This is a genomic window from Streptomyces sioyaensis (assembly GCF_004122735.1).
Classification (GTDB): Bacteria; Actinomycetota; Actinomycetes; order Streptomycetales; family Streptomycetaceae; genus Streptomyces; species Streptomyces sioyaensis.
Window position 1 is genome coordinate 1 of record NZ_SDIF01000159.1, and the last position, 11,740, is coordinate 11,740.

Consider the following 11,740-nt stretch of genomic DNA (forward strand, 5'->3'; position numbering starts at 1 on the left):
AGGCCGGTGGGGGCGGGCCCCGGCCGTCGTCTGCGTGCAGTCGAGGGACGAGGCCCGCCCCCACCGGTCTTCTCCCACCCCCAACGGGAGGGAGCGGACCGCAGGACGGAGTCCGGAGGGCCGGTCCCGCAGCCGAACAGCCAGCGCAGCGGCAACCAGCCCGCCGCAGGCGCAGCGGCGAACAACACCCACGGCGGGACGGCCGACAACGTGGGGGGCGCCGCAAAGCGCAACGGCGAGAGAAACAACCACGGCGGGTCAGCCGACAACGTGGGAGGTCTAGTGAAAGGTGTGGGGCTCCGCAGGAAACGCCCCGGTCACGACCTCGTCCGCGAACGCCTTCGCTGCTCCGCCGAGCAGCTCCCGCATCTGGAGATACTGCTTGACGAACTTCGGCAGTCGGCCGGCCGTCATGCCGGCCATGTCGGTCCACACCAGTACCTGGGCGTCGCAGTCCGAACCCGCGCCGATGCCGACGGTCGGGACGGCGAGCGAGCGCGTGACCTCGGCGGCCAGCTCGGCGGGTACGGCCTCCAGGACGACCGCGAACGCACCGGCGTCCTGCACCGCCTTCGCGTCCCGCAGCAGCTGCTGGGCCGCCTCCTCGCCGCGCCCCTGGACGGGGTAGCCGCCGAAGGCGTTGACCGATTGCGGGGTCAGCCCGACGTGCGCCATGACCGGGATGCCGGACGACACCAGCAGCTCGACCTGGTCGGCGGAGCGCTCCCCGCCCTCCAGCTTGACGGCGCCGACACCGGCTTCCTTCACCAGCCGGGTGGCGCTGCGCAGCGCCTGCACCGGCCCTTCCTGGTACGTGCCGAACGGCAGATCGCCGACGACGAGCGCGCGCGTGGTGCCCCGGACGACCGCCGCGGACAGCATGACGGTCTCGTCCAGGGTGACCGGCACGGTGGATTCGTAGCCGAGGTGGCAGTTGCCCATCGAGTCGCCGACGAGCAGCACGGGGATGCCGGCCTCGTCGAAGACGGAGGCGGTCATCGCGTCATAGGCAGTGAGCATCGGCCACTTCTCACCGCGCTCCTTGGCGGCGGCGATGTCCCGGACGGTGATGCGGCGCGAGCCGGATCCCCCGTACAGAGACTTGGCGACCGGCTTCTGGGCAGGCGAAGGCTGCGTCATGGTGACGGCTCCTGTTCCTCATCTCGAGGCACCCTGACGGTGTCCCCGGACTCCCGTCCATGCTGGCACGGCTCGCCCGCAAAGGGAAAGGGGAGCAGTCGGGCCCGGTTCCTTCACCCGGGTGGCCGTACCCGCCCGCGATTCCTTCCAATACGGAACGGGGTCGTATCGGAAGGTGCATAAGGTGCCGCCATGGCCACCTCACCCCCCGCCCCGGACGTCCCTCCCGCCCGCCGGATCCCGGACCGTATCCACCGCCGCCGCTGGGCGATCCTGACCCTCCTCATGCTCAGCCTGCTGATCGTGGTGCTGGACAACTCGATCCTCAACGTCGCCATGAAGACGATCGCCACCCCCGCCCCCGTCGGCCTGGGCGCCACCCAGAGCGAGCTGGAGTGGGCGATCAACTCCTACACCCTGGTCTTCGCCGGGCTGCTGTTCACCGCGGGACTGCTGGGCGACCGTCTGGGCCGCAAGAAGACGCTGCTCTTCGGCCTGGCCGTCTTCGGCGCCGGGTCGGTGCTCGCCGGGGTGTCCGGATCACCCACCGAGCTGATCACCTTCCGCGCGCTGATGGGCGTGGGCGGCGCCTTCGTGATGCCCTCCAACCTCGCCATCCTGATGAACGTCTTCGAGCGGGAGGAGCAGCCCAAGGCGATCGGCATCTGGGCCGGCGGGGTGGGCGTGGCCATCGCGGTCGGCCCGATCGCCGGGGGGCTGCTGCTCGACCACTTCTGGTGGGGCTCGGTCTTCATGATCAACGCCCCGATCGTGGTGCTCTCGCTGATCGCGATGCTGGTCCTGGTGCCCGACTCCAAGGACCCCCGCCCCGGCCGGCTGGACCCGTTCGGGGTGCTGCTGTCCATCGTCGGGCTGGTGCTGCTGGTCTACGGCATCATCAAGGGCGGCCAGCTCGCCGACTTCACGGAACCCGAGGTGGTCGGGCCGATCGCGGGCGGGCTGCTGGTGCTGGCCGTCTTCGTGGTGCACCAGAAGCGCAGCGACCATCCGTCGATCGACATCGGCTACTTCCGCAACCGCGCCTTCTCGGCCGCCATCACCGCCATCGCGCTGGTCTTCTTCGCGCTCACTGGCGTGACCTTCTTCATCGTCTTCTACGTCCAGAGCGTGCGCGGCTACTCCCCGCTCCAGGCCGGCATGCTGATCCTGCCGCTGGCCGCGGCCCAGCTGATCTTCGCGCCGCGGGCCCGGCTCGCCGTGGACCACTACGGGGCCCGCGCGGTGTGCACCTTCAGCATGTTCGTGGTGGCCAACACCATGGTGGGCCTGCTGTTGCTGGACGCCGACACCCCGTTGTGGCTCATGGAGGCGCTGTTCTTCATCCAGGGCTCCGCCATGGCGCACATCATGCCGCCGGCCACGGTCGCGGTCATGCAGGCGCTGCCGCGGGAGAAGGCCGGCTCCGGCTCGGCGCTCAACAACGTCTTCCGTCAGGTCGGCGGCACCCTCGGCGTCGCCGTCCTCGGCTCGCTGCTGTCGACCAGCTACCGCGACCACATCCAGGGCACGCTCGACGCCCTGCCCGGCCTGCCGGCCGCGGTCCGGCACGCGGCCGGCGAGTCCATCGAGGCGACCCTCTCTCTCGCGGCCCGGATGGGACCGGACGGACGGCCGCTGACCGCCGCCGCCGACGACGCCTTCATCCACGCCATGCACATCACCGCGCTCGGTTCGGCGGTCGTCGCGATGCTCGGCACCGTGGTGTCCGCGGCCTTCCTGCCAGGCAAAATGGTCTCGGCGCCGCAGCCGGCGGAGCCCCATGAAGAGCGGAAGGCGGGCGTGCAGCGATGAACCGGGCGGCGGAGGACTCCGAGGTCGCGGCGGACGGGGGGCGGCCGGGCCCGGCGACCCCCGGGCGCCGCGGCCGGCCGCGCAGCGCCGCGGCCGACTCCGCCATCATCGAGGCCGTGCTGCGCCTGATCGAGGACGGTGTCTCCATAGGTGAGCTGTCCATGGAGCGCATCGCCCGCGAGGCAGGCGTCGGCAAGGCCACCGTCTACCGCCGCTGGCCCGGCAAGAGCGCCCTGATGCTCGACGTCATGCGGTCGCTGGACGTCCCGAGCCCGCCGCCGGCCGGTCTCTCGGTCCGCGACGACCTGGTCTCGCTGCTGGAGTTCCTGCGCCGCCGCGGGCTCGCCAAGCGCAGCTCCGCGCTGCTGCGCACGGTCGTCAGCCACGTCCAGGCGCAGCCCGAGCTGTGGGCGGAGTACCACGCCACGGTCGTCCGGGCCCGTCATGAGGCGCTGCTCGGGGTGCTCCGGCGCGGCGTGGCGAACGGTGAGATCCGCGCCGACCACGACCTGGACACCCTCGCCGACCTCTTCGTCGGCCCGATGCTGGCCCGCGCCCTCCTCCATGACCGCACGGAACTGCCCGACGCACTTCCGGCGGAGATCGTCGACCTCGTCCTGGAGGGCGTACGGCCCACGGCACGGGCCGCGGGCTGAACTCCGCGGTGCGCCCGCAGAGTTGGGCACCCCCGCTCGGCCGCACGGGCCAGGCTTCCGGAACCACGCACGGCTGCCGAACGTGACTGAGTACGTGCCCTGTGTGGGTACGGACGGCGGGGCCGAGGCGGCCGAACTCACCCACCACGAGGGTGGATCACCCCCTACGAGGGGGATCACCCACCAAGAGGGTGGATACGGGGCGCGCGTGGCGGCGGCCCCGGACGGCAGAGCAAACGAGGGGGAAGCCGAATGGGACACCGCATCAAGCGTCCACGCCGTGCTGCCGCGCTCGCCGTGGTGCTGATCGCGACGGCGGGGTGCGCCCACGGCAGCGGCGGAGTGCCGGACGGGGGCGCCGACGGCGACCCGGCGCCGGGCGTCGGTACGGAGGCACCCGCCGAGCCCGGGGCGGCGAAGCCGTCGGCCTCGGGCCACGGGGGGTCGGCCTCGGCGCGCCAGGAAGGGGGCGGGGCGGCGGTCGGCGGCGCGGCGGCCGGCGGGGTCCAGGGGGCTCCCACCGGACGGGCCGAAGGCTACGGCGGCGACCCCGTGCCGCCGGTGATGTCACCGCCCGTCGACCAGGGGGTGCCGCCGGTGCACGGCGGCGGTGTGGACCCGAGCGGCGGTGGTGACGGGGGCGGCAGCGACGTGGGCGGCAACGACGTGGGCGGTCAGACCACCGGCGGGGGAGGGCAGGGCAAGACGACCTGCCCGCCTTCCGGGGAGTCCCCGTCGCCGAGCGACTCGCCCACGGCGACCCGGTCGGCCCTCCCTTCGGACCCGCCCACAGCGACTCGGTCCCCCCTCCCTTCGGACCCGCCCGGCTCCGACCCTTCGCCGGGGGAAACCTGCCCGTCCCCGTCCGGCACGTGAGCCCCCGCCGGTCCGGTCCGGCCGCCGGCGCTGCCGGGGGCCGGAGCGCGCCCACCCGCCGTTCCCCCACAGCCGCCCGGCCCGGCCGCCCGGCGCGCGTACGGGCGGCGGCACCGGCACCCGTGCCCCCGGAGCCGACGCCGGCGGAGCGTACCGCCGCCGGACTGCTCGGGACCGTGACGGCGCAGGCCTCCTTCCTCGTGGCGGTCATGTACTTCCTTGGTGCGGTCTATTTGACGGCCTACTACCACTACTTCCGCGTGGACGCCTTCAGCCTCGGCTTCGGCTTCGCCGAGCTGGCGATGCAGAGCCTGAACCTCCTGACCGCGTCCGCCGCGATCGTCCTGACCGCCGCGGTCCTGACGGCACGTCACCTCGCCGGCGGGGAACCGGTTCCCGGCCAGGGCCGGGTGGTGCGGGCGGTGGACCGGGGCCTGCGGGCCGCGGCACGGGCACACCTGTACGTCGTGGGGGTCGGCGTCGCCCTTCTGCTCCTTTGGCCGTACATCCGGCCCTATGAGTGGTCCGGCCCGGCGCTGCTCGGGATCGGGGTACTCCTGGGTCAGCGCGGGCGGGCTCCCGACGCGGCCGCCCCGCCGGGAGTGTGGAGCAAGGCGGTCCCTGTCTTCACGGCCGGCCTCCTGGTGATGTGGGCGCTCAGCCTCGTCACCGGCCAACTCGCCGCGGGCGAGGCCCGCGAGGCCGCCGCGAACCTCCCGCGCCGCACCGCCGTCGTCCTGCTGAGCACCGCCCGGCTCGGCCTGGCAGGTCCGGGGCTGACGGTGGAGGACCTGGGATCCGGGGTGCGCTACCGCTACCGCTACACCGGCCTGCGTCGGCTCATCGAACGCAACGGCCGGTACTACCTGCTGCCCGTCGGCTGGACCGCCGGGGCCGGCCCCACGTATGTCATCCAGGACGGCTCGGGCATCCGGGTCGAACTGCTGCCCGGTACGCGGTGGAGGTGAGGGGCCGGCGGCGGGGAGCCACGGCGTCCCGCCGGTCCCGCGCGTGCAGCGTTGCCCAGTTGACCGGTTGACCAGCGGATTCGACGTGTTCAGGCACCATTGCCGCGAACCCGAACATCCGGACCTGTCGCCACAACTGTGGTGCCTCATGACGGGACCATGCCCGTTCTGTCACAGCCGTTGTCACACGTCCCGAGGCCGGAACCTCGACCCGGCAGCGCGCCGTCCTCACTTCTAAGAAAGCGCATTATGGACCATCGCCTAGGGTCGGAGACCACAGGTGAGGCGCAGCGGAGCAAGGCAGTGAGGACGGCTACATGGCGCAGGCATACATGACGGAACCGGGACAGGGGCACAACCCCGGGCAAGCCGGTTCCCGGGCCGCACGCCTGCGGAACTGGTGGCGCCCCGACGGCATGTGGCGGCGCGGCATCGTCCTCGCGGTGCTCGCCGTCGTGCTCGGGCTGCTGATGATTCTGCACGCCCGGATCCCCAACACCGTGGGAAACCTGGGCAGTCTGCTGGAGACCTTCCTGCCGTGGGTGGGGCTGGGCATCCCGCTGCTGCTCGTCGCCGCGGTGCTGCGCCGCTCGGCCACCGCACTGGTCGCCCTGCTGCTGCCGGCCTTCGTGTGGGTCAACCTCTTCGGGAGCCAGGTCACCGACAAGGCCGGCGAGGGCGGCAACGTCACCGTCGTCACCCACAACGTCAGTGTCGACAACCCCGACCCGGCGGGCACCGCCAAGGATCTCGTGGCGTCCGGCGCCGAGGTGGTGGCCCTGGAGGAGCTGTCCGGGGACGCCCTGTCGACCTACCGCCAGGGGCTGGCGAAGGCGTATCCGTACCACACGATCGAGGGCACGGTCGGCCTGTGGAGCAAGCGCCCGCTGTCCGACACCCGGCCGGTGGACACCAAGATGGGGTGGAACCGCGCGCTGCGGGCCACCGTCACCGCCTCCGACGGCCAGCAGTTCGCCGTCTACGTCGCCCATCTGCCGTCGGTACGGGTCAACCCCCAGAAGGGCTTCACCGCCAACCCGCGCGACGCCAGTGCCAAGGCGCTGGGTGAGGCGATCGCCGCGGACCCGGTGAAGAAGGTCGTGCTGCTCGGCGACCTCAACGGGACCATGAACGACCGCTCGCTGGCCCCGGTCACCTCCCAGATGCGCTCCGCGCAGGGCGCGGCGGGCGACGGCTTCGGCTTCACCTGGCCGGCGTCGTTCCCGATGGCCCGGATCGACCAGATCATGATGAAGGGGATGTCCCCGGTCAAGGCCTGGGTGATGCCGTCGACCGGCAGCGACCATCTGCCGATCGCGGCGTCGGTGAAGATCTGACGGACGGCGGGGCGCGCGGCCGACGGAGAGCGGAAACGGGGCCGTCACGCCCCGTTCCCCTGCCGGAATACCTGGCCTGAGAGACTTTGTTCCGTAAGAGAACTTAGCGCTTACGGTCCGTTGCCCGCGTGCCCGTCCGCACGCCCGCCCCTGGAAGGTCTTTCATGCCCTTGGCTCTGCTCGCGCTCGCGATCTCGGCCTTCGGTATCGGCACCACCGAATTCGTGATGATGGGCCTGCTGCCCGATGTCGCGGACGATCTGGGCACCTCGGTGCCCACCGCCGGCTACCTCGTCTCCGCCTACGCCCTCGGCGTCGTCATCGGCGCCCCGCTCCTGACCGCCCTCGGCTCCCGCATGCCGCGTCGGCGGATGCTGGTGGCGCTGATGGCGGTCTTCACGGTCGGCAACCTCGCCTCCGCCCTGGCGCCCACCTTCGGCCTGCTGATCGCCGGCCGGCTGCTGGCCGGCCTGCCGCACGGGGCGTTCTTCGGCGTCGGCGCGGTGGTCGCGGCCCGGCTGGTGCGCGAGGGCCGGCAGGCCCGCGCGGTCGCCACGATGTTCCTCGGCCTGACCATCGCCAACATCGTCGGCGTCCCCGCCGCGACCCTCCTGGGCCAGCAGCTCGGCTGGCGCGCCACGTTCCTGGTCGTGGCCGCCATCGGCCTGGTCGCGATGGCCGCGCTGGTCCGGCTCCTGCCGCCGCTGCCGGCCGGCGAACGCACCGGCCTGGGCCGCGAACTGCGCGCGCTGGGCCACCGCCAGGTGCTGCTCGGCCTGCTCACCACCGTCTTCGGCTTCGCCGGGGTCTTCGCCGTCTACAGCTACCTCGCGTCGATGATGACCGAGGTCACCGGCTTCGCGGCGGGCTCGGTCCCGCTCGTGCTCGCCCTCTTCGGCATCGGGATGACCCTCGGCGCCCTGGCGGCGGGCCCGCTCACCGACCGGGCCCTGCGCCCCACCCTCTACGTCTCGCTGGCCGCGCTGGCCCTGGTCCTGACGGCCTTTCACTTCACCGCGCACCTGAAGGGGGCGGCACTCGTGACCGTCGTCCTCATCGGCGCCGTCGGCTTCCTGACCACCACGCCGCTGCAGATGCTGGTCATGCACAAGGCCCAGCAGGCACCGACCCTGGCCGCGGCCTCCAACCAGTCCGCCTTCAACCTCGCCAACGCCGGCGGCGCCTGGGTGGGCGGCCTGGCCCTGTCGGCCGGCTGGGGCTGGACCTCCCCGCCCCTGGTCGGCGCGGTCCTGGCCGCCCTGGGCCTGGCCGTCGCCGTCCTGGCCGGCTTCCTGGACCGCGGCGCCCACGACGCCTCCCGGATCGTGGCCCGCAGCGCCGCACCGGACGCGGAGCCGACCACCGGCGCGGAGCTGCCGGCCGGGGAGTGCCGGGGCTGAGGCGCGTACGGGCTGAGGCGGCCGCCTACCCGCCGGCCGCCGGCCGCCCGCCGCCGTCCGTCAGTCGCCTTCCCGCCAGTGGTTGGTGATCGGCAGCCGGCGGTCCTTGCCGAAGCCCTTCGAGGAGATCTTGGGGCCCGGCGGGTACTGGCGGCGCTTGTATTCGGCGCGGTCGACCATCCGCAGCACCCGCGTCACCAGCCCGGCGTCGAAGCCCCGGCCGACGATCTCCTCGCGGCCCTGGTCACGGTCGACGTAGAGCTCCAGGATGCGGTCCAGGACGTCGTAGTCGGGCAGTGAGTCGGTGTCGACCTGGCCGGGGCGGAGTTCGGCGCTCGGCGGCTTGGTGAGGGTGTGCTCCGGGATCGGCGGGGTGTGGCCGCGCTCGGCGGCGGCCTGGTTGCGCCAGCGGGCCAGTTGATAGACGACGGACTTGTAGACGTCCTTGATGGGGCCGTAGCCGCCGACCGAATCGCCGTAGAGGGTTGAATAGCCGCACGCCAGCTCGGACTTGTTGCCGGGCGCGAGGACCAGATGGCCCTCCTGGTTGGAAATGGCCATCAGGGTGGTGCCCCGCAGCCGCGACTGCAGATTCTCCTCGGCCAGACCGGTCAGCGGCAGCGCCTCCATATACGCGTCGAACATCGGGCCGATCGGCACCGTACGGAAGGACAGGCCGGTCCGCCGGGCGAGTTCGGCGGCGTCGGCCAGGGAGTGCTCCGACGAGTAGCGGGAGGGCATGGCCACCGCGTGGACCTGGGAGGCCCCCACCGCGTCACAGGCGAGGGCGGCGACCAGCGCCGAGTCGATCCCGCCGGAGAGGCCGAGCACCACACTGCGGAAGCCGTTCTTGGCGACGTACGCGCGCAGCCCGACGACCAGCGCGGTGTAGATCTCTTCGAGGTCCGTGAGGCGTTCGGCCTCACCCCCGGGGGTCTCGGGCACATAGTGCGGCAGCGGGTCGGGGGTGAGGACGCGGTGGTCGACGCGCAGCCCGTCGTCCAGGACGCCGGAGGGTGGCTGGGGGGCCGCGGCCGGCAGGTCCAGGTCGACCAGCACACAGCCCTCCGCGAACTGCGGTGCCCGCGCGATCACCGTGCCGTCCTTGTCGACGACGATCGAGTCACCGTCGAAGACCAGCTCGTCCTGCCCGCCGATCATCGCCAGATAGGCGGTGGTGCAGCCGGCCTCCTTGGCCCGCCGGCGGACCAGCTCCAGCCGGGTGTCGTCCTTGTCCCGCTCGTACGGCGAGGCGTTGACCGACACCAGCAGCCCGGCGCCCGCGCTGCGCGCCGCCGGCACCCGGCCGCCGTCCTGCCACAGGTCCTCGCAGATGGCGAGCGCCACATCCACCCCGTGCACCCGGACGACGGGCAGGGTGTCGCCGGGGACGAAGTAGCGGAACTCGTCGAAGACTCCGTAGTTGGGAAGGTGGTGTTTGGAGAAGGTGAGGGCGATCTCGCCGTGGTGGAGGACGGCCGCGGCGTTCTGGGGGGCGCCCGCGGGCTTGCCGTAGCGGGGCGTGTCCTGCGCCCCGCGGTCGAGATAGCCGACGATCACCGGGAGGTCGCCCAGGCCCTGCTCGGCCAGCCGGCCGGCCAGCGTCCGCAGCGCACCGCGGCTCGCCTCGACGAACGAGGGGCGCAGCGCGAGGTCCTCGACGGGATAGCCGGTCAGTGCCATCTCGGGGAAGGCGACGAGGTGGGCGCCCTGGTCGGCGGCGTGCCGGGTCCAGTGCAGGATCGTCTCGGCGTTCCGGGCGAGATCGCCGACGCACGAATCGATCTGATTGAGGGCGAGACGAAGTTGAGGCACCCCGCCAGTCTAATCGTCTTTCTGACGCAATGGGGGGCCGGGGAACGGCCGGCCGTGCGCTTCCGCTACTTCTTCCGGTAGCCGACGACCGTCATCATCCCCGACTCCGAGTGATAGACGTTGTGGCAGTGGACCATCCACAGCCCGGGGTTGTCGGCGTCGAAGTCGACGTTCAGGGACCGGCCGGGCAGCAGGCTCAGGGTGTCCTTGCGGGGGCCGTCGTCGGGCAGCGCGAAGGTGTGGCCGTGCAGATGCATCGGGTGCCACATCCGGGTGTGGTTGCGGAAGCGGATCCGGACCCGCTCACCTGCCTCGACGGGATACCGCTGGGACGAGGTGTACGGCTTCGAATTGATCGCCCAGTCCCACTTCCGCATGGTGCCGGTGGCGGTCATCGTCAGGGTGCGGTCGGGGCTCCGCGAGCTGAGCCGGACCGACTCCGCGGCCCGCAGCCGGTCCGCGGTCAGCACCTCGCCGCGCAGTTCCCGGGGCCGGGCGGACTCACCGGGCGCCTCGCCGTCGCCGGTGCGCAGCACGGCCAGCGCGGAGCGCTTCTTGCCCTCGGCGAGCGCGGTGAGCGGGAAGACCCCGTCCCCGGCCGTGACCAGGACGTCATAGCGCTCGGCCATCCCGAGCAGCAGCGCGTCGGTCTCGGTGTGCTCGACGGGCCAGCCGTCGGTGTGGGTCACGGTCATCCGGTGGCCGCCGAGCGCCACCCGGTAGGCGGTGTCGGCGCCCGCGTTGATGAAGCGGATCCGGATCCGGTCGCCGGGCCGGGCCCGGAAGGTCTGCGGGTCCTTGGTGCTCCGGCCGTTGATGAGGTGGAACGGGTGGTCCACATCGCCCGCGTCGCCGCCGAGCAGCCTGCTCCGGGCGCCCGTCAGCATCCGGGACGGGCCGTTCGAGGTGCCCGCGGTCCCCTTCTTCCCGCCGTCGCCGCCCATGTCCATGCCGTCATGGCCCGTTCCGCCGCCGACCCGCCCCCCGCTCAGCTCGGCCAGCACCGCCTCCGGTTCGCTGCCTTCGACCCCGTCGAGCCAGTCGTCGATCATGACGATCCACTCCCTGTCGTACGAGAGCGGCTCCTTGGGGTCGTCGACGATCAACGGCGCGTACAGCCCGCGGTCCAGCTGGGTCCCCGAGTGCGGATGTACCCAGTGGGTGCCGGGCTCGGTGATCGCGAAGTGGTAGTCGAAGGTGGCACCGGACTTGAGGGACCGCTGGGTCAGGCCGGGGACGCCGTCCATGTCGTTGCGCACCGCCAGCCCGTGCCAGTGCAGGGTCGTGGACTGCGGAAGGTGGTTGGCGAGGGTCAGGGTGAGCCGGTCGCCCGCCGTGACCCGGATCTCCCTGCCGGGCAGCCGGCCGTCGTACGCCCAGGTCCGGACGGTGTGACCGCCCAGGTCCAGCTCGGTCTCGGTGGCGGTCAGCGCGGCGCTGCGTACGGGGCCCGAGCCACGCTTGCGCTCGGCCTCGGCGACCTCCGGGCCGTCGGGGGTGACATAGCCGGACGGGGTGTCGTCGCCGGGGCCGTGCGAGCGGTCCATGCCGTTCTTGTCGTGCGTGGGTGTCGTGTCGTGCGTGCCGGTGCGGACGGAGCCGGACGCGCGGGTGGCACCGGCGGGCAGCAGACCGCTGCCGGCGACGGCGATACCCGCGCCGAGCAGGGCGCGGCGGGAGGGCGTACGCATGGGGAGCACCTCGTGAGGGTGTCGGTGGTGAGGTGGGGGTGGGTG

General features: G+C 72.5%; 9 protein-coding genes. 6 read left to right on the plus strand and 3 right to left on the minus strand.

Features of this window, described 5'->3' with window-relative positions; all coding sequences use genetic code 11:
- Positions 1-279: 279 nt before the first annotated feature.
- Entirely contained in the window at positions 280-1,140 is an 861-nt protein-coding gene (gene panB / locus EST54_RS30900; protein ID WP_129251008.1) for a 3-methyl-2-oxobutanoate hydroxymethyltransferase, read from the minus strand.
- A gap of 192 nt (positions 1,141-1,332) precedes the next feature.
- Here panB and EST54_RS30905 point away from each other — a divergent pair, with 192 nt between their 5' ends.
- The 6 genes from EST54_RS30905 to EST54_RS30930 all read left to right on the plus strand — a co-directional run bounded on the left by EST54_RS30905 (position 1,333) and on the right by EST54_RS30930 (position 8,189).
- Positions 1,333-2,952 (plus strand): MFS transporter, encoded by a 1,620-nt coding sequence (locus tag EST54_RS30905; RefSeq protein ID WP_129251009.1) that lies wholly within the window; start codon positions 1,333-1,335, stop codon positions 2,950-2,952.
- Positions 2,949-3,608 carry a TetR/AcrR family transcriptional regulator gene (locus tag EST54_RS30910; protein WP_129251010.1) on the plus strand — a complete coding sequence of 220 codons (660 nt, stop codon included), beginning with the start codon at positions 2,949-2,951 and terminating at the stop codon, positions 3,606-3,608. The genes EST54_RS30905 and EST54_RS30910 overlap by 4 nt, the downstream gene beginning before the upstream one ends.
- 252 nt (positions 3,609-3,860) lie before the next feature.
- A complete protein-coding gene (locus EST54_RS30915) occupies positions 3,861-4,484 on the plus strand; it encodes a hypothetical protein (protein WP_129251011.1) in 624 nt (207 codons plus the stop codon).
- A gap of 176 nt (positions 4,485-4,660) precedes the next feature.
- Positions 4,661-5,452: a hypothetical protein gene (locus EST54_RS30920; RefSeq protein ID WP_129251012.1), complete on the plus strand. Its 792-nt coding sequence runs from the start codon at positions 4,661-4,663 to the stop codon at positions 5,450-5,452.
- Positions 5,453-5,784: 332 nt separating this feature from the next.
- Positions 5,785-6,789 (plus strand): endonuclease/exonuclease/phosphatase family protein, encoded by a 1,005-nt coding sequence (locus tag EST54_RS30925; protein WP_372448277.1) that lies wholly within the window; start codon positions 5,785-5,787, stop codon positions 6,787-6,789.
- A 164-nt stretch (positions 6,790-6,953) separates the two neighbouring features.
- Positions 6,954-8,189 (plus strand): MFS transporter, encoded by a 1,236-nt coding sequence (locus EST54_RS30930; protein WP_129251014.1) that lies wholly within the window; start codon positions 6,954-6,956, stop codon positions 8,187-8,189.
- A gap of 60 nt (positions 8,190-8,249) precedes the next feature.
- Here the strand turns inward: EST54_RS30930 and EST54_RS30935 are convergent, their stop codons facing one another.
- Positions 8,250-10,004, minus strand: coding sequence for an NAD+ synthase (locus EST54_RS30935; protein WP_129251015.1), 1,755 nt, complete (start codon positions 10,002-10,004; stop codon positions 8,250-8,252).
- Between the two features lie 65 nt (positions 10,005-10,069).
- Positions 10,070-11,695 carry a multicopper oxidase family protein gene (locus EST54_RS30940; RefSeq protein WP_129251016.1) on the minus strand — a complete coding sequence of 542 codons (1,626 nt, stop codon included), beginning with the start codon at positions 11,693-11,695 and terminating at the stop codon, positions 10,070-10,072.
- Positions 11,696-11,740 lie beyond the last annotated feature (45 nt).

Coding starts and splice junctions, on each gene's coding strand:
- panB (WP_129251008.1), bottom strand. CDS start 1,140: ATGACGCAGCCTTCGCCTGCCCAGAAGCCGGTCGCCAAGTCTCTGTAC.
- EST54_RS30905 (WP_129251009.1), top strand. CDS start 1,333: ATGGCCACCTCACCCCCCGCCCCGGACGTCCCTCCCGCCCGCCGGATC.
- EST54_RS30910 (WP_129251010.1), top strand. CDS start 2,949: ATGAACCGGGCGGCGGAGGACTCCGAGGTCGCGGCGGACGGGGGGCGG.
- EST54_RS30915 (WP_129251011.1), top strand. CDS start 3,861: ATGGGACACCGCATCAAGCGTCCACGCCGTGCTGCCGCGCTCGCCGTG.
- EST54_RS30925 (WP_372448277.1), top strand. CDS start 5,785: ATGACGGAACCGGGACAGGGGCACAACCCCGGGCAAGCCGGTTCCCGG.
- EST54_RS30930 (WP_129251014.1), top strand. CDS start 6,954: ATGCCCTTGGCTCTGCTCGCGCTCGCGATCTCGGCCTTCGGTATCGGC.
- EST54_RS30940 (WP_129251016.1), bottom strand. CDS start 11,695: ATGCGTACGCCCTCCCGCCGCGCCCTGCTCGGCGCGGGTATCGCCGTC.